The 23,975-nt window shown below is 56.2% G+C and carries 16 protein-coding genes and 1 pseudogene; 14 read left to right on the top strand and 3 right to left on the bottom strand.

What is annotated here, in order from left to right; translation table 11 throughout:
- Window positions 1-241: 241 nt before the first annotated feature.
- From dnaB to KRAC_RS13920, 13 genes and pseudogenes are all read left to right on the top strand, one after another.
- On the top strand, window positions 242-1,588 hold the full coding sequence (gene dnaB, locus KRAC_RS13865) for a replicative DNA helicase (protein ID WP_007907952.1): 1,347 nt from the start codon (window positions 242-244) through the stop codon (window positions 1,586-1,588).
- An 18-nt stretch (window positions 1,589-1,606) separates the two neighbouring features.
- Window positions 1,607-2,365, top strand: coding sequence for a DnaD domain-containing protein (locus KRAC_RS61525; protein WP_007907954.1), 759 nt, complete (start codon window positions 1,607-1,609; stop codon window positions 2,363-2,365).
- Window positions 2,353-4,116, top strand: coding sequence for an ATP-binding protein (locus tag KRAC_RS74545; protein ID WP_007907955.1), 1,764 nt, complete (start codon window positions 2,353-2,355; stop codon window positions 4,114-4,116). The genes KRAC_RS61525 and KRAC_RS74545 overlap by 13 nt, the downstream gene beginning before the upstream one ends.
- A 254-nt stretch (window positions 4,117-4,370) precedes the next feature.
- Entirely contained in the window at window positions 4,371-5,027 is a 657-nt protein-coding gene (clpP, locus tag KRAC_RS13880) for an ATP-dependent Clp endopeptidase proteolytic subunit ClpP (protein WP_007907957.1), read from the top strand.
- A 196-nt stretch (window positions 5,028-5,223) separates the two neighbouring features.
- The gene (locus KRAC_RS61530; protein ID WP_007907958.1) at window positions 5,224-5,931 is read left to right on the top strand and encodes a class I SAM-dependent methyltransferase; all 708 of its coding nucleotides are present in this window, start codon (window positions 5,224-5,226) and stop codon (window positions 5,929-5,931) included.
- Between the two features lie 13 nt (window positions 5,932-5,944).
- Entirely contained in the window at window positions 5,945-6,778 is an 834-nt protein-coding gene (locus tag KRAC_RS61535) for an alpha/beta fold hydrolase (RefSeq protein WP_007907959.1), read from the top strand.
- A gap of 8 nt (window positions 6,779-6,786) precedes the next feature.
- A complete protein-coding gene (locus tag KRAC_RS13895) occupies window positions 6,787-8,706 on the top strand; it encodes a hypothetical protein (protein WP_007907960.1) in 1,920 nt (639 codons plus the stop codon).
- A gap of 277 nt (window positions 8,707-8,983) precedes the next feature.
- Window positions 8,984-9,409: pseudogene (locus KRAC_RS79475) on the top strand (DUF1634 domain-containing protein); the annotation flags it as partial.
- Between the two features lie 75 nt (window positions 9,410-9,484).
- Entirely contained in the window at window positions 9,485-10,321 is an 837-nt protein-coding gene (locus tag KRAC_RS79480; protein WP_040443589.1) for a sulfite exporter TauE/SafE family protein, read from the top strand.
- Window positions 10,322-10,935: 614 nt separating this feature from the next.
- Window positions 10,936-12,102: an oxalate decarboxylase family bicupin gene (locus tag KRAC_RS13905; protein ID WP_007907963.1), complete on the top strand. Its 1,167-nt coding sequence runs from the start codon at window positions 10,936-10,938 to the stop codon at window positions 12,100-12,102.
- Between the two features lie 103 nt (window positions 12,103-12,205).
- Window positions 12,206-12,376, top strand: coding sequence for a molybdopterin-binding protein (locus KRAC_RS71195; RefSeq protein ID WP_157506432.1), 171 nt, complete (start codon window positions 12,206-12,208; stop codon window positions 12,374-12,376).
- Between the two features lie 140 nt (window positions 12,377-12,516).
- A complete protein-coding gene (locus tag KRAC_RS13915) occupies window positions 12,517-14,103 on the top strand; it encodes a DUF7405 family protein (RefSeq protein ID WP_007907969.1) in 1,587 nt (528 codons plus the stop codon).
- A 41-nt stretch (window positions 14,104-14,144) separates the two neighbouring features.
- Window positions 14,145-15,002 (top strand): LLM class flavin-dependent oxidoreductase, encoded by an 858-nt coding sequence (locus KRAC_RS13920; protein ID WP_007907970.1) that lies wholly within the window; start codon window positions 14,145-14,147, stop codon window positions 15,000-15,002.
- Window positions 15,003-15,164: 162 nt separating this feature from the next.
- On the opposite strand, the gene KRAC_RS13925 is transcribed toward KRAC_RS13920, so the two are convergent.
- On the bottom strand, window positions 15,165-18,530 hold the full coding sequence (locus tag KRAC_RS13925; RefSeq protein ID WP_007907971.1) for a PAS domain S-box protein: 3,366 nt from the start codon (window positions 18,528-18,530) through the stop codon (window positions 15,165-15,167).
- Between the two features lie 437 nt (window positions 18,531-18,967).
- Here KRAC_RS13925 and KRAC_RS61540 point away from each other — a divergent pair, with 437 nt between their 5' ends.
- Complete coding sequence (locus tag KRAC_RS61540; protein WP_007907972.1) at window positions 18,968-21,553, top strand: protein kinase domain-containing protein; 2,586 nt, start codon at window positions 18,968-18,970, stop codon at window positions 21,551-21,553.
- A gap of 64 nt (window positions 21,554-21,617) precedes the next feature.
- Here the strand turns inward: KRAC_RS61540 and KRAC_RS13940 are convergent, their stop codons facing one another.
- Window positions 21,618-22,925 (bottom strand): thymidine phosphorylase, encoded by a 1,308-nt coding sequence (locus tag KRAC_RS13940; protein WP_007907973.1) that lies wholly within the window; start codon window positions 22,923-22,925, stop codon window positions 21,618-21,620.
- A gap of 86 nt (window positions 22,926-23,011) precedes the next feature.
- Window positions 23,012-23,770, bottom strand: a complete 759-nt coding sequence (locus KRAC_RS13945) for a zinc ribbon domain-containing protein (protein WP_007907974.1) — start codon at window positions 23,768-23,770, stop codon at window positions 23,012-23,014.
- Window positions 23,771-23,975: the final 205 nt, after the last annotated feature.

Here is a 23,975-nt window from a genome sequence, read left to right on the forward strand (position 1 = left end):
GGGGATAACTGCTTTTAAGTGGGGATAACTCCCATTCTTTGGTGGATAAGTGAAAAATAACCTTTTTCCTACCCACAAAATCTGCCGTTTTGACGCGAAGTTATCCACATATCCACATAGCACAGCCGTTCCTGGCATTTGATTTCGGGCGCCAGATTCGTTACACTTTGAGCACACACTTTCCCATCTGAAATACAGATCATATTTTTCTTAGTTATTCGTAGATGCTGGAGTCGCTGACGTGGAAAAACTGCTACCGCAAAATGTAGAGGCCGAGTGCGGTGTACTTGGGAGTATCATTATCGATCCTGAAGCTATCGTTCAGGTGGCGGACTTTCTACGCGCCGAAGACTTCTACCGCGACGCGCACCGCGTCATCTTCGAAGTTATTGTTCAGCTTTACGAGCAACATGAGCCCGCCGACTTTATCACCATTTGTGACGAGCTAGAGCAGCAGGGAAAACTCGAAGAGGTCGGCGGGGCCGACTATATCACCTCGCTTGTCAACCTTGTTCCCACCAGCGCCAACGTTGAGCACTATGGGCATATCGTGTCCCGTACCGCCATCCTCCGGCGCCTGATTCACGCCGCCGGGCAGATCGCCGCCGTGGCCTATGACGAGGGCGATGCCGACGTGGCCCTGGACAAGGCCGAGCAGCTTATCTTTGAGATCAGCCAGAGCACGTCCCGCTCAGATTTCTCCGCTATTAACGACGTTCTCACCAGCTATTTAGTGAAGCTGGAGCAGCTACATGAGCGTCGTGGCACCATCGTGGGCGTGCCTACCGGCTTCACCGATCTCGACCGCCTGACGGGCGGTCTCCAACGCTCGGACCTGCTCATCCTGGCGGCGCGTCCCGCCGTTGGTAAAACCTCATTTGCCCTGAGCTTGGCGCGCAATGCCGCTGTCGACTACAAGCACAGCGTAGCCGTCTTCAGTCTGGAGATGAGTAAGGAGCAGCTGGTGCAGCGCTTCCTCTCTATGGAGGCCGGCATCGACCAGCAACGCCTACGTACTGGCTGGATCGAGGACGAAGACTGGGGAAGTATCGAACAGGCCATGGGGCGCCTCTCGCAGGCACGCATCTACATCGACGATACGGCGGGCATCTCCACCATGGAGATGCGCAGTAAGGCGCGCCGCCTCGCCAGCGAGCAGGGAGGATTGGACCTGATCATCGTCGACTACCTCCAGCTCATGCAATCCTCCGTCGGCGGCAAGCGCAACGAGAACCGCGTGCAGGAGGTCTCCGAGATCAGCCGTAACCTGAAAGGCCTGGCCCGTGAACTTGATGTGCCCGTGCTGGCCCTGGCGCAGCTCTCCCGTACCGTCGAGAGCCGCCAATCCAAGGTCCCTCAGCTCTCCGACCTGAGAGAATCTGGGAGTATCGAGCAAGATAGTGATATAGTGATGTTCATTTACAGGGATGAAGTATATAATCCTGATACTGAGCGTAAAAATATTGCAGATATAATCGTTGCCAAGCATAGAAATGGCCCTGTGGGTGAGGTGAGCCTCTTCTTCAAGGCGAGCCAGACGCGCTTTGCGGACCTGGAAGTCGATGTCTCATCGAGCGTCGAAGAGTAAGGGTGGAGGTGGACAGCTATGAATGCGTTTGCCGGATTCCCTGCCGGGAAAAATAATCCCTTTGTGCCAATACCAGAGGTCTTCTTTACACAATTGCTGCCAGAGATTGAAGATAGCGCCGAGTTGAAGGTGACCCTGCATCTCTTCTGGGTTCTGGCACGTATGCAAGGTAATCCGCGCTGTGTGAGCGATAGGCAGCTACTCGGTGATCAGCTCCTATTACAGGGCCTCAGGCGCCGCGGTGATCCACGCCCGCCAGAAGAGCGTCTACAACTTGGCCTGGAGCAAGCGGTCGCGCGTGGCACGCTGCTATGCGTCCATTTACGCCTCCTGAATGAGGGCGATGACGTCATTGCCTGGTACTTCTTCAATACTGCCCGCAGCCGCAAGGTGGTTGAGGCGATCGAGGGCGGTGAGATGATGCCTGGCAGCTTGTTGAAAATACACGAAGAGCAGGGGCCTCCGGAACAAAAACGGGCTGTTGCCGCGGGAGAGTATGCTACATCTAGAGGGCATGCCCCTCCGCCCCCAGCAGAGCCAGCCTATGCACAGGTTCAGGTTGATCGACCAAATATCTTTACACTTTATGAACAAAACATTGGACTGCTTGGTCCAATGATTGCGCAACAGCTAGAAGATTATGCCGAGCGCCTCCCACCAGAGTGGATTGAGGATGCGTTTCGCGAAGCCGTAGAAAATAATAAACGCAGTTGGAGTTATATTCGCGCTATTCTTAAGCGCTGGGAAACGGAAGGCAGGCAATCATGGAGAGCCTGAATCGTATTTTTAGTCGCACACAATCCAGGCGCCAACCCAACGTGGATGAGCAACAGCATCGTCGTCCAGGCACGCCTATAGGCGCGGCTCCGCCACGCCCAGCCGCCTATCCACGTCATCCACAGCCCGAGGCACGTATGCGCCCGGATAATCGGAGAGCGGAGTTACCGCCAGCCAACCAGGCACAGGCGCCGCAGATGCCTTCAATACCCACCACACGCTTCCTCTCTGGCGGGCAAGGCGATCCGCAGACAGCGGCCTTTACCGACTATCCCTATACAGAAAGCGGCCATACCTACGAAGGCGAGGCCTATGAACTGCCTGCACGCCCTCGGCCGCGTGGCTCAGGTGTCCAGCCACCACTCAATAGCGCGACCGCGACGCACTACCCAGCGCAACATCGCCGCACCCAGGGGCAGGCACCCAGGACGCCGATGCCGTCTCGCCCTGGCTATCCTCCCTACCATCACGATGACTACGCCCATGCACTACCAGCAGACGTCGTTGAGGAGTGGAGCAATGAGGAAGGGTACGAGGATGGTCCAGGGATAATGTATGGGGATTGGGAAGGGGACAGCGACGAGGGCTACAATAATAATTATTATAATAATCCCAATCCCAATCCGGTCGCCTATGATGCGCAGCGTACAGATGTAGAGACGCTCCAAACGTCGCCGTTTCATGCGCCCTATCAGCCTAACTATGCGCCACGCCCCGGGCAACCACCCGCGGCACGCTACAACACGCCCACGCCGCCACGTGCGACCCACACTACCCGTGATATGAGCATGCCAATGCCATCTCACCCTGGACAGCAGATACAACCACACCTGCCGCCTACGCGCGCGCCACAGCCCCAACTGCCGGTTGCGGCACAGCCCCCGGTAGCGCAGCCTCAGTATCATGCTCGTGTTACACAGCCGCTCGATCCACGCCACCTGGAAGAATTACGCCGTGAGCGCCTGGAGACAGAGGCCTTTCGCGAGGCTATCACGCGCGATCTCGCCAGGCACCCACGCCTGCCGGAGCCAGTCGAAAGCCGGGCCTTACAGCCAGCACGAGCACGCTGCCCCCATTGCAAAGGCGCGGGCTACCTACGCGCCAACGTCAACTTTGGCCATCCCAACTTTGGCAAGCCCATTCCCTGTACCTGCAAGATCACCGAGACCAAAGAGAAACGCCGTGCACAGCTACGCGAGATGTCAAACCTGGACGCCTACCAGGACCGCAACTTCAAAACCTTTCGACCTCAGCTCTCTGGCGTCAGTGAAGCCTATGGAGCCGCGCTGGAGTTCGCACGCGACCCTCAAGGCTGGCTACTCCTGGTAGGCCCCAATGGCTGCGGGAAGACACATCTTGGCCTCGCCATTGCGCATCAGCGGTTAGAGGCGGGGGATGTCGTGCTTTTCTCCGTGGTCCCCGACCTCCTCGACCACCTGCGGGCCGCCTTCGCCCCCAATGCTACCGAGGTATACGACCAACTCTTCTCTAAGATGCGCGAGGCAGGCGTCCTCATCCTCGATGACCTAGGGGCACAGCAGAGTTCCCAGTGGGCCAAAGAGAAGCTCTTCCAGCTCTTAAACTATCGCTACAACATGAGCATGCCGACGGTCATTACTGCTAATCCTAAGGGCCTACAGGATATCGATGAGCGCATCCGTTCGCGCCTGGGCGATATCAGCCTGGTGCGCCGCGTCAATATGAACCAGGCCCACGATTATCGCGTTGTTCATCCCGGCCACGATGAGTAATAAAGTTAAAGGAAGTATATGGATGTGATGCGGGCAGCCTTTGGCTGCCCGCATCACATCCATATACTTCCTTTAACTTAACAACATGCTTTTGCATGTCAGAACTTCTTGTCCTTGCGTTTGACACATCCAGGTGCTATCATAACGGTAAATATCCCCACATCGTGGGCTTCTTGCGCACACATCGTTCCTGTAACAGGTTTATGCCCTTCCACCCTGGAAGGGAGAGCGTGATAGATAAGTGAGGAGTTAACATGGGTAGTGTTTTCAATCCCCGTGATCCGAAATGGGTCAAGGAGTCCAGTGAATTTCTGGAGCCACGCGGCATTATTCCCGCCGTCGTCGAGTCAACACCTCGCGGTGAGCGCAGTTGGGACCTCTATTCTCGCTTGCTGAAAGAGCGTATCATCTTCGTGGGTACTCCCATCGATGATCAGGTTGCCAACAGCGTAGTCGCCCAGTTGTTGTATCTCCAGAGCGAGGACGCTACCAAAGACATCCAGATGTACATCAACTCACCAGGTGGTGTCATCTACGCCGGTCTCGCGATCTACGACACCATGCAGTGGCTACGTCCCGACGTCTCCACCTTCTGCATGGGTATGGCAATGAGCATGGGCGCAGTCATTCTGGCCGCTGGCCAGAAGGGCAAGCGCTATACTCTTCCGAACTCCACCGTGCTGATCCACCAGCCTCTCGGTGGCGCGGAAGGCCAGGCAGCCGATATCGAGATTACCGCGCGCGAAATCCTGCGCTTGCGCCGCAATCTCTACGAGATTCTTGCCAAGCATACAGGCCAGACCATCGAGCGCATCATGCAGGACTCTGACCGTAACTACTACCTCAGCGCACAGCAGGCAGTTGAGTACGGCCTGGTCGATGATGTTCTCAATCCTAGCAACGAGGAGTAATTCTCGTCGCACATCTGACTTCAGACGTAGCATCATATGGAAGCGCCGCACACTTTACTGTGCGGCGCCTCTTTTTCTAACGCCATATGTAACTTACTTCTGCCGGTTGTGGGTGTGGTGCTCCCTGGTGGTCGTAGACTACCAGGGAGCACCACACCCACAACCCAGGCAAGCGCCGCAGGCGCGAGAGGTCACGATGCTTCCAACCCTACGCAAAGCGCTTTTCGAAACGCTCTATCGCAATCGCTATCTCTATCGCTTCGCCAGCACCGTCCCCTTCGCGGGCCAGTGGCGTACCTGGCAACGCCTTGTCCTCTCTCGTATTCAGGGACAACATGTGCTGGAACTGGGCTGTGGACTTGGAGACCTGCTGGCCGATATGCTCGAAGCCGGTTACACCTGTCAGGCCGTGGAGCACTCGCCCGAAATGGTCTCTGCCGCGCGCGACACCTTGCGTAAACGCCACGTTGGCACCTCGGGACTGATTATTCAGGGTTCGGCCCAGGCGCTGCCCTTTGGTGATGCCTCATTTGACACTGTGGTCAGCACCTTTCCCAGCGAGTACATCTTCCATCCAGACACCATTGCGGAAATAGCCAGGGTGCTACGCCCAGGCGGGCGGTTGATTGTCGTCCTCGGCTCACAACTCCTGCCCGTTGGGGCAATTCAGCCCATCCTTGTCTTGCTTCAACTGCTCGTCTATGGACCTCGCAAGAGGAGCGCATCCACGAGGGGCGGGCAGCAACAAAACATAATCGGCGAGGAATTCGTGACCGATGTATTACCCTATGCTGAGTTTGGGCGCCTCATACCATTAGAGCGTTTCAATTTACGCCGCCGCTCCGAACGCATCCGTAGTTCCCGGTGGGAAGTGGATATTACAATAGGGGAAAAACTGTCTTAAGGAGTTTCTATTCATGGTACGCTGGCCTACTCAGACCGTTGAGGCAAATGGTCTCACAATTCACTACCTACGCACTGGCGGCGAAAAGCCTCCTATTGTCTTCCTTCATGGCTTCTATGACAATGGGCTCAATGGGCATCGCGTCGCCGAAACGCTTGCACGCGATTTCGATATTCTACTTCCGGATGCGCGCTTTCATGGCCTGACCAGCATTGAGCAAACACCTGGCTTTACCTATCAAGACCTGGCCAATGATACCATCGCCTTGCTTGAAGCGCTTGGCATTCAGCAGGCCATTCTCATGGGACACTCCATGGGAGCAAGTAACGCAGCGGTTGTAGCCGCTCAACGCCCTGACCTGGTACGCGCCCTCGTGCTTGAAGATCCCGCCTGGCGGGAGACCCAGGATGAGAGCGATGAACACCACAAAATTGAGGTCGAGCACTGGAAGACCTATATCCAGAGCCAGAAGGATCTCTCGCATGAGGATCGCCTGGAGCAGGCACAGTTTGAGCAACCACTCTGGACCACCGATGATCTTGGTCCCTGGATGACGGCTCAGGACCAGTTCGATATGGCCGTCTTTGAGCATATCGCGGACAGCTTACAGGTCCCCTGGCACCAGACGCCCTGGCGCGAAGTGGTCGCGCGTATCACCTGTCCCAGTTTGATCATCACCGGCGAGAATCAGCGTGGAGCAAATGTTACGCCCTCCCTGGCCAGTGAGCTTCAGCAGATCAATCCACGCTGCCAGGTGGTGCATATCGAAGGAACGGGGCATAATATCCGGCGCGACCGCTTCGCTCACTTTATGAATGCCGTGACTCCTTTCCTGAATGAACTATAGGAAAAACAATGCAGCAGACACACCTGGATCAGCTCTCAGTGCGCTACCCTCGCCTGGCTGCTGCTTTCGCGCATATTCCCCAGGCGGAAGAGCATCTCCGCCGCATTCAGGACCTCAACCAGTCCTGGCAGGGATTGCTGCTTTCAGGTGCATTTCGTGACGATGATCTTATTCCGAAACCCAACGCCACTAGCGTGCCTAGCGCTTCGCGCTCAGGGTTTTCGGAGAAGAAGTATGTCGAAGTTGTCGGCAATGGCATCACCCAGGATCTACCAGCCGTCGATACCTTCGACATTATCTACGCGGGTGGGGGTCTCAACCTCCTGCACGCCGCCGTAATGACGCTACGCTATAACCTGCGCGTGCTCGTCTTTGATCGCTTTACCGTGGGAGCGGTCCATCGCGAATGGAACATCTCGCGCGAGGAACTCAATGAGCTGCTGGCTGTTGGCTTACTGACACCTGAGGAATTGGAACAGATTATTCAGCGCGAGTACGCGGATGGCCTGGTGCGCTTCTCCTCCGAGCATATTGGGGTACCCGCGGCAGAGCTTCACTTACAAGATGTGCTCAACATTGCCGTCGATGCGGAGCGGCTCACCCAATTGTGTGTACAGAAAATCCAGGCTCATCGGCCACGAGGGGGCCAGGCCAACTTTATCCTGCACCAGACGACCTTTGAGCGCTGCTTTGTCGATCCACAGCGCAATGTCAATGTGCATGTAAGCATACATGGCGAGACGCACCTCTATGCCGCCCACCTCCTGGTCGATGGTATGGGTTCAACCTCGCCCATCGCCTGTCAGCTCAATTGTGGCCGCCCCTTCTCGCTTGTCTGCCCAACCGTGGGTACGGTCGCACGCGGATATAAGCAGGGTTCTGCTCCAGATGCGATTGATTCCGCGCTAGGAGAGATACTGGTGACCACGGAAGATGCGCGGCGCGAGCGCCAGCTTATCTGGGAGGCTTTCCCTGGACGCAACGACCAGGTCGCGGTCTATCTCTTCTACTACGCGGAGACCGGGCAACGCGTCGACCTGTTTGAACTCTTTGATGATTTCTTCGCCCTGCTTCCTGATTACAAAGACACAAGCGAGGTGGAGATCCTCAAGCCAGTCTATGGCTTCATTCCTGCGGGCTACAACATTACCCTTCCCTGGCAGCAAGAGCAGAAGGTTCTGGCCTATGATCGCGTCATCTCCCTGGGCGATGCCGCGGCCTTTCAATCGCCGCTCACCTTCTGTGGCTTCGGCTCCTACGTCCGCAATCTGCGCCGTATTACGACCCTCCTGGCCTACGCCCTGGAGCATGATTTACTGAGCGCTTCCAACCTCGACCAAATTCGAGCCTCCGAGGCCGTTCCAGCCGTGGCACGCGCCTTTAGTAAATTCATGATTGCGAAACCCGCCGCGCGCGAAGTCCCCTGGCAGGTCAACGAGACGCTGAATGTCTTCTGCCGCGTCCTGTATGACCTTGGACCTCGCGTCACCAATGATTTCTTTAAGGATCGCGTCGGCTGGCTCGACTATACACGTGTCGTCCTGAATACACCCAAATATTACCCGGCGATCTATCGCCTGGCCCTCTCTACCCTCACGCCAACCGAAATTCTGGGATGGATCACGGCCTGGCTCCAATTGGGGCGTCAATCCGCGATCTTTACCCTCTACTGGTCGCTTTATCCCCTTGCCCGGCCCCTCCTGGCCTTGCCTCCTATGAACCTCTTCCTGAAGAGGCTGGAAGCCTCCTCTCCTCGCCAGGCCTTTGCAGTTCGCCGCCACCATGCACTCATGGCACAGGTCGCACGCAATCGCACTCCATATCAGCCCAAACCAGAGGCGATCTCGCCTTCCTCGGACAGAAAAACATCAACGCCAACCACAAACAGGCTAGGACGCTGGTTAGGTTCGCTCTGGCCACATAGCTAATCCTCCACATCTCGCGCTTTATCTGCAATGTACAGGTTGTCTACACTCTCACACTGAAAAGAGAAGGAGGCAACCCAGCCATGTGTACAAAAATTTACGGATTGCTCTTGTATTATTCCAACAGGCTATGATTTCAATGCAAATTATGAATTGTCATTATGTGTGGTGATGTTCTCTCTCGAAGAAGGGCAGGATCGTCCAAGTCATACACAAACGTGTCTCAAGAAGATCCTCTGGTCAAAAGTGGAAGAATCGGAAGGGTTTTGAGGAGGTTCGAGTGATACAACACCTACGTTCCTTTTTCTCGGCGCACCATGTTTCTGGTGGGGATCAGCAGGGCTCAGACCCATCTGAACATCAGCAGGAGCCAGCACCCTACCCATATGGCTGGGCGACTGCTCTGATTGGCTGGGTTCTGCAAGGCGGCGTGTTGATCAGCGCTGCGGTGATGTTGATTGGGATTATTCTGCTTCCCACTCGACCAGGGGGGCTTACTTCAGAGCGCTTACTGGTCTTTCCGTTCACCTGGTCCGCACTGGTAGCCAGCCTGGCCCAATGGCACCCCCAGGGGGTCATCACGCTGGGCCTCCTGTTGCTGATTGCCACTCCTGTTTTGCGCGTGGCGGTCTCAATCGTGACGTTTGTCGTGAAACGTGATCGCACCTATGTGGTCATTACCTGTCTAGTGCTGGCTATTTTGCTGTTCAGTATCTTTGGCGTGGGCACCTGGAGTTCCGGGCAACACGCCGCGCTGACTGGCGGGATACAGTTTTCCGCGCTGGCTCCCGTGCTGATTTTCCTGGCGTCGATCGCCGCGGGTTTACTCGGCTCGCTTGTGGGTCTCGGCGGTGGCGTACTGATTGTGCCGCTGCTTATCCTGGTCTTCAAGCTGCCCGTCGTGTTTGCCATTGGCGCGAGCATCATCTCGGTCATCGCGACCTCCAGCGGCGCGGCAGCAGCCTACGTGCGCGATCGCCTCACCAATCTGCGCATTGGGATGTTTCTGGAGATTGCCACCACGATCGGAGCGATCAGCGGGGCGTTTCTCGCCGGTGTGCTGGCTTCCAATTTGCTGAACATCATCTTTGGAGTTATTCTCTTGCTTTCTGCCGCGCCATTGGTGGTCGAAATCGGCGAAGACACTCCTCAGGGGGTGAAAAACGATCACCTGGCAACCTGGTTGCATCTTTCCAGTACCTACCCTGACCAAAAACTGGGGAAGGATGTGGCATATCAGGTAACGCGCACTCCCTGGGGACTGGCTATGATGTACGTTGCTGGCCTGATCTCAGGACTCCTGGGCATTGGCAGCGGAACCTTTAAGGTCATCGCGCTGGACTCCTTGATGCGGTTGCCGATCAAGGTCAGTACGACGACCTCCAATTTCATGATTGGGGTCACGGCGGCGGCCAGCGCGGGCATCTATTTCTTGCGTGGGGACATTCCCCCGCTGGTCGCGGCTCCGGTCGCGCTGGGCATTCTCGTTGGCGCACTGGTCGGAGCACGCCTGCTCGCGAGCATCAGCAACAAACTGCTTCGGCTGATCTTCTTGTTGGTGTTGCTCGTCAGTGCCATCGAGATGATCTTGCATGGAGTCGGGTGGGGAGCATTTTAGCGAAAAAACGGGACAAACGTGTCTCACAAAACCAACTGCTTCTTCCATGTGAGAAGCATGATGAAACCCTCTTCTTAGGCCAGCCCTGCTCCATGTAGTGGACCGCTCCGGGGGGAGTAATTGGCGGTGTGAATCCAATGAAAGGATTAAAGGATGAGTCTTTTTAATCAAGCTCATCCTTCGCCTAAATTATGCCAAACCCAGGTTTCGGGGAAATTACCACCTCCCTCTTACGCAATGAGCAAAGGTCTACACGTTCAAAGAACGGTTCTTGGCTTCCTGAGATCCTGGGGTAGGAGCAACACCCCCAACCACGAGCCACAAAAGGAACTGTGGTCCCTTGAAGCAAGACAGAGGCGAGAAAGACGGCAACCCCTGTCACAAGTAGTCCACTCCCCAGAACGATCAAAAGGCGTGAGGGAAAGACGAGCACCCGCTTTGGGTGGGCTGGGTATAGTAGAAGTACATGCAGGTGAGAGACCTGGCACTACTCAGGCACCAGAGCAGGCATTTTGTGCCTGGCCCTGGCATCTAACTTTCGTGCTCGAACAGCAGCACAACACACTCAATGAAATTCCACCACTAGCCGTAGGTACCGCAAAAGGACAAAGACTATGAAGAAACAACCGCTGAACCTCGCCTTAGAGACCAGTGAGGTACCCCAACCGATGGCAGACGGAGCTGGGGCAACCGATCCAGGTCCGCGCAATGTCTTGCTGGACCTCCAGAACCCCGATTTGCTAACCCCGCCCCGTACTGACGCTGGCACGATTCCTAATCTGAAGTTCTCGTTTTCTAATGCGCACAATCGGCTCTCTGAGGGAGGCTGGGCGCGCGAGGTGACGGTGCGGGAGCTGCCCATCTCGACCTCAATGGCGGGCGTGAATATGCGCTTGACCGCAGGTGGGGTGCGAGAGTTGCATTGGCATAAGGAATCTGAATGGGCTCTCATGCTCAACGGTCGCGCCCGCCTGACGGCGGTGGATCAGGATGGGCGCAACTTCATCGAGGATGTCAGCGAAGGGGACCTCTGGTTCTTCCCTGCCGGCATCCCGCACTCGATTCAGGGTCTGAAGGAAGGCTGCGAATTCCTGTTAGTGTTCGATAACGGCAGTTTCTCCGAGAATGAGACTTTCCTGATCACGGACTGGTTCGCACACACTCCTAAAGAGATTCTGGCAAAGAACTTCGGTGTAGCAGAAAGCAATTTTGCCAGCATCCCGGCGCATGAGCGCTATATTTTTCAGAGGAACGTCCCTGGCGATTTATCCGCTGACGAGGTCTCTGCCCCCAACGGCACCGTGCCACAGAGCTTCGCCTATCGGTTGATGGAACAGGAGCCGATTCGCAGTAGAGGTGGGATGGTACGCATCGTTGACTCGACCAACTTTCCCGCCTCAACGACGATTGCTGCGGCGCTGGTGGAAGTTGAACCGGGCGGGTTACGGGAGTTGCACTGGCACCCCAATAATGATGAATGGCAGTATTATATCGAAGGCCAGGGGCGTATGACCGTGTTTGCGTCCGGGGGCAAGGCTCGCACGTTCGACTATCAGGCTGGGGACGTGGGCTATGTCCCATTCGCCATGGGGCACTATATTGAGAATACGGGTGAAACGCCGCTGCGCTTCCTGGAGATGTTCAAGGGTAATCGCTTTGCTGACGTGTCGCTGAACCAGTGGATGGCGTTGACCACCCCTGCCCTGGTGCAGGACCATCTGCATCTCAACCAGATGGTCATGGATGCGCTGCACAAACAGAAGCAACCAGTCGTCATTTGAGGCGCACAGAGAAGGGTCAACCAGTACGCTGGCGGCCATTCGTCCTCTGCTGGGAGAAATCCTCTGGGGTGCTGATCAAATCAGCACCGCCAGCTAGCGAGGCGTGCGTCTCAGCAATGTGCTGCAAACGGCGGGAGTCGAGGAAGAGGCCCGCTATGTGGCCTTTCTCGGGCTCGACCAGGCCCAGGTCGCGGGCGACCTGGTGCATTTTGGCAGCTCGATCCGCAATGATTCCATCGCTTTTCCGTGCTGGGGCAAACTGGCTAGAGAGTGAGAGAACCTTGCCAGAGACGTAGGGTCAGTTTCTATACCCTCCTGATCCTGACCGGTTGCCTTTGTATATGAATGTATACTTCCTGTAGATAGACAAGAAGTGGTGGGAGAGCTTAACGATCAGGTAGAAGGAAATACCTTATGTCAAATAACGATAATGATGCATTTGCAGAACGACACCAGCAGGGAATGAGTCGACGGGAGTTCCTTGCAGAGACAGGACGTACCCTCAGCATGGCCCTGGCATCTGCTGGCGTCTTCTATGAGCTCATCGATAATCTTGCGCAAAAACCCGAGCAGGTTGCTTTCGCTGCCACCCAGCCTTTGCCGCCAGAACAGTATATCGTCCCGAGCACTCGCATCGTCAACGTTACTAGTGCAGGTGTAAGCGGTAGTGGCCCTGACACGATTCCGGTGGAGCTCCATCCCCTGCACAATCATATCATCACCGCGAAAATAAAAGTCCCGGCGAATGCGAAAGCCTTGCAGGAGGCGCAGCACCATTTGGAGTCCGTCCTTCAGGGTCTGGAACAGCAATTTTCGCCTGCTACTTCCAACGGAGTGACCATCCAGGTCGCCTGGGGACTCCCCTATTTCCAGCACTATATCCCAAGTTTGGGGAAATCTTCGAGTTTTTTCAAGGCGGGAACGCGCTACCCGGAGTATATGCCGGTTGACCTGGCGACGTCTCAGAAGCAAAAACAGAAGGTGTATGCGGTCCAGGAGGCCATGACGTTCCCGAGCGACCACCCACCTGCTGGCTTTGGGCCGGTGCGCCTGGAGCAAAATGACGTGGTCGTGATCCTACGCAGCGACTCCTTGGACAATATCATGGCGGCCACCAATGCCATCTTCGGGACAGGCAGCAACCAGGCGGGCAGTCTCTTCACAGTGACCAGTATTCGCCGAGGCTCTACCGGCGGGGGATTCTATGGACAACAGAGCATACCAAGCAAGGTCGCTCTGGCGGCGAAGATTCCCGGCGCGGAGTCTATTCCTCCCCACGCGCAGGTTTTCCTCGGCTTCACCACAACGTTACAGGCGAATATGGCCCCCGACAATATTCCCAGTTTGGAGACCATCCCGGGCCAGACCGATCAATGGCCCAACGGGTATTTCAAACAAGGAACCACCATGCACCTCTCGCACCTCTTTGAAGATCTGGAAACCTGGTATGGGCGCGGGAGCCAGGACTTCTCCGCGTTTCCTGATCGCGTCCGGGCGATGTTCCGGCCTGGCCTCTCAACCGCTTCGGGAACGCTCACGGTGAATCCACCAACGGAGTTGAGCGATTCCAACATTGCTCAAGATGTCCAGAAATACCAGGCCTACGGTCATAGTGGGAGTATGCAATCGATTGTACGCCAGACCACGCCGACGACCACCAACTACGGTAAGACCTACCCGGCTGGGATAGCCGTCTCCGCGCGCGGCGATTTCAATACGGTGGACAATCCGTTCCACTATAGCTCGGACCCAACCGGAAATCACTTCAGTACCAAGCCCGCTGCTGGCATGCACTTTATCATCTTCCAGCCGACGATTGGCAACTTCAATCGCACACGGCTCGCGATGGACGGCTACTATCCCGATGGGACAGTACTCAAACTCTCCCCGCGCTCCCACGGCGCAGGCATTAATTCGGTCCTGTTCACGACCCACCGGCAGAACTACCTGGTCCCACCTCGGAGCCATCGCTCCTTCCCGCTCGCCGAGTTTCTCGCCTGACAGAGGCGCTGATCGCATAATGAAGGAGAAACAGAAGACCCATGAAGATAGGATTGAACATTCCTCCAACCATCACGTCACCGGACCATTTTGAGGAATGGGTCAGACGAGTAGACGCTGGCCCCTTTTCTACCCTCAGTGTGCTTGATCGCATCGTCTACTCGAATTTTGAACCACTCGTGACCTTGGCGGCAGCCGCAGCACTCACAACCCGTGTTCGCCTGATGACAGAGGTCTTGATCTCTCTTGCCCGCAATACCACCATTCTTGCCAAGGAGAGCGCGACCCTGGATCTTCTTTCCAGGGGACGTCTTACTCTCGGGATCGGGCTTGGTGGAAGGGAAGATGACTATCTCGCTACAGGAATGCCATATGAGCATCGCGGGAAACGGCTGGAAGAGCAACTGGAGCAGATGAAGCGCATCTGGGCCGGGCAGCCAGCTTGCGCCAACGTGGGGCCAATTGGGCCTCAGCCTGCTCAGACCCATGGACCAAAGCTGCTTCTTGGTGGGTACACAACAGGTACGATCCAACGAGTTGCGCGCTTTGCTGATGGCATCATTGCTGGGACAAACGAGAGCAAACAGATTGAGCAAACGTTTCGCGCGCTTGAGCAGAGGTGGCAAGAAGCTGGCAGGGCTGGCAGGCCCCATCTCGTTGCTCAGATCGATATAGCGCTTGAGAAGAACGGGGTGGAAGAGGGCCGGAAGCATCTGCTCGACTACTATGCCACGCTCCCTTCTTTCGTCGCATCCAAATCGGCGATGCTGCTCACGACGACGCAGCAACTCCTGGACACCATGCACTTCCTTGAGCAGATAGGCACCGATGAGCTGGTATTCTTTACGTGGAGCACCGCAATCGAGCAGATTGATCGTATCGCAGATCTTCTTGGATAAAGCGACCCGCTAAATATGCAGGATGCACAAGAGCCGATTTGCCTCCGTGATGAAAGCAAAGCGGTCAGGTTCAGGCAGCGAGTGACGAACGAAAGTGCCCACACGAATCTCGTCTCTGATGGCGGAGTTCTCCCTGCTGAAACCGCTTCCGCCATCATCGGCTCAGATGCCGCCCGTAGCATGCGCGTCAACTATCCAGGCATCTCCCCTCTTGGGAAGGGTGACCGTAAAGGTCGATCCGTTTCCGACATCGCTCTCCACTGTGATGGTTCCCCCATGACGCTTGACGATCTCCGCCACAATGTAGAGTCCCATGCCCAGACCGGGGATCGCTCGCTGTGTGGAACCTGCGACCCGATAGAAGCGCTCAAAAATCTTGTCGCGCTGCTCTCGCGGGATACCCAGGCCATGATCGCGCACACGGATCGTGACCGCATCTTCGGTGGCGGAGAGATCCATCTCGACGGTCTCTGCGCCGGGGGAATACTTGATGGCATTGCTGAGCAGGTTGGTGAACACCTGTCCCAGTCGGTCTCGATCCGCCAGCAGGCTAGTCTGCACTGCGCCACGCATCACAATAGTATGGCTCGGGTTAGTTTGCTGCATGGTGTTGGCAATCTCCCGCAGCAACGCGTCGAGATCCACCGTCTCCTGCCGATACTCCAGTCTGCCTGCCTGGATCTTGGAGACATCCAGCAACTCTTCCACCAACCGGATGAGTTTGTTGATCTGGGTCTTCATGCTGGAAAGTGCCGGAGCCTGGATGCCTTGCTTTGCCAGTTGTCGGTGCAGCAAGGTGGTCTGCATTTTCAGGGCTGTGAGTGGGTTCCTGAGTTCATGGCTGGCCATGCTGATAAAGTCATCCTTGCGCTGTTCCAGTTCCTTGCGCGCCGAATTATCCAGCACAAAGGCGACGACCCGGCGTGGACGCTCCTGGAAGATGACGCCACCCACCAACACCGGCAGGCGACTGCCATCTTGACACACCAGTTCTGTTTCAAAGGGCGTATGTTGCCCGCGTGTGACTAACTCCTGGAGCGCGCGCTGGAAGAGAGGCGCATGTTCTGGGGGAGTGGTGCTCTCCACGCTCAGCGCTCTGCTGCGCACATCCTCCTGGGTATAACCAGTCATGTGGAGATACGCATCATTGGCTTCCACCAACACGTCCTCCTCCCCCTCGACAGAAACAATCCCGATAATATTGGAGTCGATAAGGGCGCGGATGCGCTCCTGGCTCTGGCGTAAGGCTTCCTCCATTCGTTTCCGCTCATCAATGTCGGTGCCAGTGCCAAACCACTTGACGATCTGGCCGGTTTCATCGCGCACTGGCATGGCGCGCATTAAGAGCCAGCGATACTCTCCCGTTTGAGCATTTCTGACACGCGCTTCATGCTCATACATGGTTCCCGTGTCCAGAGCACGCTGCAAGTGCGCTCGGTTGCCTTCCCGATCACCGGGATGGATGACCTGGAGATACGCCCAGAGATCGCTTTGGACTTGTTCAAGCGTCAACCCGGTGTAGTCACACCAGCGCTGGTTCGTGTATTCGTACAGGCCGTCGGATCGTCTCACCCACACCAGTTGCGGCACTGTTTCGGCCAGCACGCGCAAGCTCTCTTGGCTCTCTTTGAGATGCTGCTCCACCCGTTTCTGCTCCTCGATGTCAGTGCTGGTGCCAAACCACTTCACGATCTGGCCTGCTTCATTGCGCACCGGCAGCGCACGGGCTAAGAACCAGCGATACTCCCCGGTCTGAGCATGTCTGAGACGCTCTTCATACTCAAACATGTCTCCCGTCTCCAGGGCATGCTGCCAGAGAGCTCGGTTGCGTTCACGATCATCGGGATGGATGCACTGGAGATGAGCCCATCGGTCGCTTTGTACGTTCTCTAACGTGAACCCGGTGTAGTCACACCAGTGCTGGTTCGTGTACTCATGTTGACCGTCGGGTCGTGCCACCCACACGAGCTGTGGCACTGTTTCGGCCAACACCCGAAATTGTTCTTCACTCTCTTTCAGCCTTTGTTCCGTTTGTTTCTGCTCGTCGATGTCGGTACAGGTGCCAAACCACTTCACGATCTGGCCTGCTTCGTCGCGCACCGGCATGGCGCGGGCTAAGAACCAGCGATAGGCTCCAGTTTGACCGTCCTTGAGACGATGTTCGCTCTCAAAGAGCTCACCCGTTGTGAGGGAATGTTGCCGAAGCATGAGCACACGCTCAGCATCTTCAGGATGCAGATATTGACGCCATCCATAGTCCCGTATCTGCTCAAAATCGGCCTGCGTCACCTCTTGAAAGCGCTGATTACAGTAGTCAACACGGCCATCTGGCGACGTCGTCCACACCAGCTGTGGTACCATTTCGGTGAGCACATGCAAATGCTCCCGGCTTTCTTTGAGCTGCTGCTCCGTCCGTTTCTGCTCCTCAATGTCGGTGCAAGTGCCAGCCCATTTGACAATCTGACCTGTTTCATTGCGCACCGGCAAGGCACGGACTAAAAACCAGCGATACTCCCCGGTCGTGCCATGGCGCAGGCGCAGTTCCGTTTCATATACCCCACCGGTCTGGACGGTGCGCTGCCAGACGGAGCGGACGCGTTGCCGGTCCTCAGGATGGAGACACTGCATCCATCCCTCCCCCTGGGCCTCTTCAGTGCTCTGGCAGGTATAGTCGCGCCAGCGTTGATTAAACGAGTCATGATAACCGTCCGGTCGTCCGGTCCAGAACAGCTGGGGGATAGCATCGATGAAGGTATGGATATCTGCTTCGGCTCGTTTGCGTGCGGTGATGTCAATGCCAGCGAGGACGAGGTACTTGATGTGATGCTCCGCATCCATGCGGGGGGTGATCGCGAATGCAAGGTGAAGGTTCATCCCTTCTCTGGGCTGGACCAGGGCCTCGAAATGCACGGTTTCGCCCTTGCTGGCTCGCGCGATGGCGGCGCGTAATTGCGCTTGACTGGGAGGAGAAGATGACCACCAGGGGCCTTCGACCAAGGGTTTGCCAACCACTTCCTCGCGTCGGATGTGCGCACTGTTTAACGGGATCTCATTGATATCCAATACGATCCCCTCAGGCGTCAGAAAGACGATCCCGGCATGCACGTTATCGAGGACATCCATGCAGAGGGACTCGCGCTGGGGAACCGTCTCCTGGCAGTGGGCTGGTACTCCCATCTCGTGAAACTGCAACGTAAGTCCCCCAATGGTCGGAGAGAGATGTACGTGCAGCCAGGTCTGGATCACGGGAGAAACATACTCCACTTCGGTCAGTGCTCGAGTCTGTTTCGTTTTGCGCACAGCCTGGTAGAGCGAAGTGCTCACCAGTTGAGGAGCGCAGCGCCAGAAGCTGTTTCCAACAAGGGTCTCTGGTGCGGCGCCTAGCATGGCCTGTGCGCTCGCATTGGCATACACAATGGTATCGGCCTCATCGAGCACAAACAAGGCACCAGGAAGCGTCTCGAGAATAGTGAGGAGTGTCTCATGTGAGACAGGCATGAGACACTTGGTTTGCTTTCTATTCGACATATATGCGGTCAATCTCCCTTATACCTGCCCCCATCTCTGGTAGCGAAGATGTGTACCTACTCTGACCTCAAGAAGACTATTGAAGGAATACTATGCTATCTTCGAGCAGCAAGCAAACTGTACGATTGGATACTGGGAAATCACTCGTCCGTCTAGGGATGAAGTGAACACCCCGTCATGGGACGGTGGAATCGGTAAACCCCTTCTATTCGGCAAGCCGTCTGAACGCGAATTCATGCGGTCCATCTGGACGTACCTGAACGGCATCGCTAGCTCAATGCAGATTCCGGTGTGGCATGCTACAATAGAGAGAGTATGGAACTACAAGAAATAGGGGAGCAGATAAGAGCTTCGCTCCCTTTTTCTCGTACGCCTGACTAGAATACTTCTTAAGATGAGAAGCTATTGGTGGAAAGTTGGAAGGGAGAAGCAGAGCAATGCCAGGCAATATGCAACAACCCACACACTCACAAGCATCCGATTCCTCTATAACGTATCTCCATAATGGAGACTACCAGGTTCAACGCATTCTTGGTCGCGGCGGCATGGGCAAGGTGCTCCTCGCAACCCACACACGCCTCGGGACGCCATTTGCGATCAAGCAAGCCCTCGCCGATAGCCCTCTCGCTGAGAGCGCTGTAGCTGAGTTAGAGCAGATTTTGCATCCCGACGATATGATCACCGCTGATCCTCATTCTGCGCCTCCGGGACGATTTCCCGTGAGTGGAGGGGAGCATACAGACCGTTTTACGCGCGAAGCCCTGCTCCTGTTACGCCTGCAGCATCCCGCCATCCCCACGCTCTATGATTACTTTCATGAGCATGGGTCGTGGCACCTGGTGATGGATTATGTACCCGGCATTTCCCTCAACAATTACCTGAGCCAGCATGCCCCATTGCCGCCCCTGGAGGCACTCAATTACGCGACCCAGCTTTGCGATGTCCTGGCCTACCTGCACCAGCAGCAGCTGCCTGTTATCTATCGCGATCTCAAGCCCTCAAATATTATGCTGATGCCCAACGGCATGCTGATGCTGATCGATTATGGCATCGCGCGCTACTATAAAGAGGGGCAGAGCACCGACACAACCGGCTTTGGCTCTCCAGGCTATGCGTCACCCGAGCAGTATAACGGCGGCTCACAGACAGATGGTCGCTCCGATCTCTTCAGCCTGGGCGTTATTCTGCATGAGATGCTTACAGGACAGCGTGTGGCCCCTTCTGCGCTTATGAAGGATGAGCCACGCCCGATCCAGACCAGGGTCTCGTCCGCGCTACAAGGCCTCGTGAACCTTGCGACACGCCCGGACCCAGCCCAACGCTATCAGAATGCTTCCCTCTTTGCTCAGGCCCTTGAGCGCGTGTATGCAATTGAAGAACGGGCCGCGTATGAAGAACGCCTCAGCCATTTACATGCCTTTCCCACGCCATCACCTTCGCTACAGGCTGCGCGCAAAGAAGATCAGGCCGCAGACTTACACCAGGACTTGAATGCTGGAGACAATTTTGCTTCATCCCTTGTCCCACTCTCCCTCTCCAGCGTACGACCCTCACCAGCGTTCCTGGCACAGATACTGGATGGGCGCCGTCAGACCAGGCAACACTTACAGCGCTTACGACGCCAGGACAGGCACCCTACTCCTCGACCATATAGCCCACCGACGCCTACACCTCAGCCACGTAACATGCCTACTCCCAGGCCTGTATTGAGGCCTACATCTTCCACGGCGACCAACGGCATTCCCGCTGCGCTCGCCGTCAACGCTTCAGCCAAGCAAACTCGTAGTGAAACACGTACGCTGACGCTCCTGATGTTTGCCCTCCTGTTACTCCTGCTCATCTCAGCGAGTGTGGCCTACTTTTATGGCACACCCTTTCTGCTCAGCCAGGCAGGTTCGCCAGGTGACAATCCTAATCCTCCTGGCGCTGAGTCGCTTGATATTGGCCACATAGCCAGCTGGCATCAACTGGCTTCGCCGCCAGTGCCCGTCGCGGATAACGCCTCAATGTTTGCCCAGGTCCAGGGGCACTCCTATGTCTATATGACCGGCGGCTATCGTGGTCCGAAACAAAACCCTAAATATGACCGTCACCTCTACCGATATGATATCAGTAGCGGGCGCTGGGAGCAGGCTCCAACCACGAATGGCACCTTCCCTGGCATGCTCAATAATGCCATTGCTCACGATACCTATGGTAATCTGCTCTTCGCCAATGGATACTCGACAGATACTTACTCCGTCTCATCTGCCCTCTATCAGTACCGACTGGCAGATGGCTCGCTCAATAAAATCATCCCCAACCAGGATATTCCTCTTGGTTTTGGTCTCTCAATGCTCACTGATCAGCAGGGCGATGTCTACCTGACGCAGGGATTTAGCAAGGCTGGTGCAGGGCAAACGGTCGCAGGGACGGGCTGGTATCGCTACACACCACATACCGGTCAATGGCAGGCGCTCGCCCCTCTCCCCCAGGGCCTGGGCTATGTGATGCTGGCACTCACCTCGCAAAATCAGATCCTTCTGCTTGGTGGCGCAAGCGATGCCGCCCAGGCGCATCCCTCAAACGCGATCTACCGCTACGATAGCGCGCATAACGCCTGGCATAAGGAGCAGGCAACCCTCCCCACTCCACTGAGTGGTAGCTCCAGTTGCGCCCCCTCTAGCGATCAACTCGTTATGCTTGGCGGCTTCGATGCGACACATAATAGTAGCCTGGCCCATTCCTGGCTGCTTGATCTGAAGACCCTGCATGCCAGTGCTCTGCCTGACATTCCCAATGGGGGTTCGCTCCTGGGAACGGCCACATGTGACACACAGGGACACTTCTACCTTCTGCGCGGCACACGTGATCCCGGCATCCCTACAGCCGACTTTATGCAGCTCACCCTGACGCTCCCTCACGCGGCCCAACCACAGAGCGTTCCTCCTACCCCAGCACCAGTACAGAACACTCCTACCCTGGCACCTGGGCAGAACACTCCTACAGAAGGTACCAACTCGAAGGAATCTATAGGCAAGTAAAAATGCGAGAGGCCGCGTTTACGCAAACGCGGCCTCTCGCCTCCTGATCTAGAACGATACATGCTTATGGACGGATTACTTCGTGAATAAGTGCTCCTGGCTGTACTGGCGTATCGCTCCAGCGGTAGCACGCCAGCAGGGTCTCAAAGAGGTCGCGTGCCTCTGCTTCGCTCCGTGCATGCACCTCCACCAGAGGCTCTCCGGCCTGCCGATACGCGCCGACCTTGGCTTGCAAGACCAGGCCCGTGCGATGATCGACTGGCTCACCTTTTCGGAAGCGCCCGGCCCCCAGGCGCATGCTGGCCAGGCCAATGGCTTCCGCGTCGATGGCCGCGATATAGCCAGTATGTGGTGATGTCAGCATTACTTTGTACGGTGCTTGCGGCAGCAAGTGCGGCTGCTCGACCTGGCGGGCATCTCCTCCCTGGGCCGCGATCACTGCTGCCAGCTTCGCCAGGCCCGCACCTGAACGGATAGCTTGCTGCACCTGTTGCTCCGCCGTGTCCATGGTCTGCGCCTTTCCGGTCATGACCAGCAATTCGGCCACATCATGGTAGCAGAGCTCACTGACGTCCTCTGGCCCTTCACCACGCAGGATCGCGATGGCCTCCATCATTTCCAGTGCATTGCCCACTGCGCACCCTAGCGGCTGCTCCATCGAGGTCAGGGCGGCTACTGTGTGTATCCCAGCCAGGCGGCCAATGTCTACCATGGCCTGGGCCAGTTCGCGTGCCTTCTCGACTGTCTTCATAAACGCGCCACTACCAAATTTGACATCAAGGAGCAGGTGGGAGCAGCCAATGGCCAGTTTTTTACTCATAATGCTGGCGGCAATCAGGGGAATACTCTCAACCGTTCCAGTAACGTCGCGCAGAGCATACATCTTGCCATCAGCTGGTGCCAGGTCCGCCGATTGGCCCGCGAGCACAACGCCTTCTGTCTTGAGGATGTGTATAAATTCTTCACGCGTCAGCTCAGGACGAAAGCCCTGGACCGATTCAAGCTTATCAACCGTTCCTCCGGTGTGGCCCAGGCCGCGCCCGGTCATCTTTCCTACCGCGATGCCACACGCGGCGGCCAGGGGCGCTACAGCCAGGGTAACCTTGTCTCCGACGCCCCCGGTACTGTGTTTATCAATCACAGGCGAGACAATATCGCGCACATGCAGTTCATCTCCCGAATGCACCATAGCCATGGTCAGGTCGCGCGTTTCGCGCGCGTCCATTCCTCGCCAACAAACGGCCATGAGCCATGCCGCCATCTGATAATCGGGAACCGCTCCCTGGGTATATTGCTCAATAAGCCAGTTAATTTCGTCGGTATCCAGGACGCCTCCGTCCCGCTTCTTTCGTATAAGCTCTACAGCTTGCATATATCTCCAGGCCCTTTTTTACTACAGATCCTCTACGTATTCTCATTGCTCATCTGCGCCTGGAGATACACAAGTCGTAGCCGCTCTTACTTACCCCGCTCTGTAAACACAATACGTACCCCATCACTCTCTAAACCCGTCCCACTATCAATGAGGTAGCGATCAACCATCTGGCTTCCCAGGCGCACATTATGGTCATATTGCAGCTGCCCGTTACTGAAATCATACAGATTGGAGCTCTGTGGGTAACTGCCTTGTATCATAATTGTATCAGATGAGGTCGAGCGATACTTGCTGAGCGCATTGAGCAGCGTCGCCACCTGGAGCCAGGGAACAGAACGTGCGAACTCAATCTTAATGATCTTCTTGCGCCCATAGCCCAGATCGTCGCTCAGCACCTTGTAGTCCAGGGCCTCCGTCTCTAACGCAATCAATTGCGCAAAAGTACGCGGCGGGAAGGATTCAGGAGCCTGTGGACCTTGAACAGGTGCCATGATCGGCGTTAACAGATTAAGCTCTTCATGCCTGGCTACTTGTCCAGAGGATGCCTTTGGCCGCGCGGCTCTCCCCGATTGGGCGGGTGTGCCTGGCTGCCGTTGTCCTGGGATATTGGCTGGCATGGAATTGACAGCTCCACCCGGAACCTGGTACGAAGAAGGGGCATAGTATGGCCCAGACTCCGGCTGCGGCTGGCTCACATTGTGCGGCGCGGGTGCTCCCTGGACTGGTTGAAATGATCGCTGGCGTGGGCGAACCTGGGTACCCGTCTTGAGATCTCGACCGCAACGAATACAAAAGGACGCGCTAGCGTTATTATTTGGTTCTCCACAGTAAGGACAACGCATACTGGTTCCTCCAGTGCTCTTGCAGCATTAATGACACATCCGCTTCTAAGATCTTATTCCAAAACCCAACGTCACTTGCGTGACTAGCGCTTCGCGCTCAGGATTTCGGATAAGAAGTACGCGGAAATACCACCCCGCCACCTGACATTCTCCCTGGGATGCGTCACATGCCTTTTAGTGTCTGCCAACATTGACTTCTGGTAGC

The organism is Ktedonobacter racemifer DSM 44963 (assembly GCF_000178855.1).
Lineage (GTDB): Bacteria > Chloroflexota > Ktedonobacteria > Ktedonobacterales > Ktedonobacteraceae > Ktedonobacter > Ktedonobacter racemifer.

What these genes read in the sequence shown, in the direction of transcription:
- KRAC_RS61530 (WP_007907958.1), top strand. Translation starts at nt 5,224, where the DNA reads ATGCTTCCAACCCTACGCAAAGCGCTTTTCGAAACGCTCTATCGCAAT.
- KRAC_RS61525 (WP_007907954.1), top strand. Translation starts at nt 1,607, where the DNA reads ATGAATGCGTTTGCCGGATTCCCTGCCGGGAAAAATAATCCCTTTGTG.
- clpP (WP_007907957.1), top strand. Translation starts at nt 4,371, where the DNA reads ATGGGTAGTGTTTTCAATCCCCGTGATCCGAAATGGGTCAAGGAGTCC.
- KRAC_RS13915 (WP_007907969.1), top strand. Translation starts at nt 12,517, where the DNA reads ATGTCAAATAACGATAATGATGCATTTGCAGAACGACACCAGCAGGGA.
- KRAC_RS61535 (WP_007907959.1), top strand. Translation starts at nt 5,945, where the DNA reads ATGGTACGCTGGCCTACTCAGACCGTTGAGGCAAATGGTCTCACAATT.
- KRAC_RS74545 (WP_007907955.1), top strand. Translation starts at nt 2,353, where the DNA reads ATGGAGAGCCTGAATCGTATTTTTAGTCGCACACAATCCAGGCGCCAA.
- KRAC_RS13940 (WP_007907973.1), bottom strand. Translation starts at nt 22,925, where the DNA reads ATGCAAGCTGTAGAGCTTATACGAAAGAAGCGGGACGGAGGCGTCCTG.
- KRAC_RS13945 (WP_007907974.1), bottom strand. Translation starts at nt 23,770, where the DNA reads ATGCGTTGTCCTTACTGTGGAGAACCAAATAATAACGCTAGCGCGTCC.
- KRAC_RS13920 (WP_007907970.1), top strand. Translation starts at nt 14,145, where the DNA reads ATGAAGATAGGATTGAACATTCCTCCAACCATCACGTCACCGGACCAT.
- KRAC_RS61540 (WP_007907972.1), top strand. Translation starts at nt 18,968, where the DNA reads ATGCCAGGCAATATGCAACAACCCACACACTCACAAGCATCCGATTCC.
- KRAC_RS13895 (WP_007907960.1), top strand. Translation starts at nt 6,787, where the DNA reads ATGCAGCAGACACACCTGGATCAGCTCTCAGTGCGCTACCCTCGCCTG.
- KRAC_RS13925 (WP_007907971.1), bottom strand. Translation starts at nt 18,530, where the DNA reads ATGTCGAATAGAAAGCAAACCAAGTGTCTCATGCCTGTCTCACATGAG.
- KRAC_RS13905 (WP_007907963.1), top strand. Translation starts at nt 10,936, where the DNA reads ATGAAGAAACAACCGCTGAACCTCGCCTTAGAGACCAGTGAGGTACCC.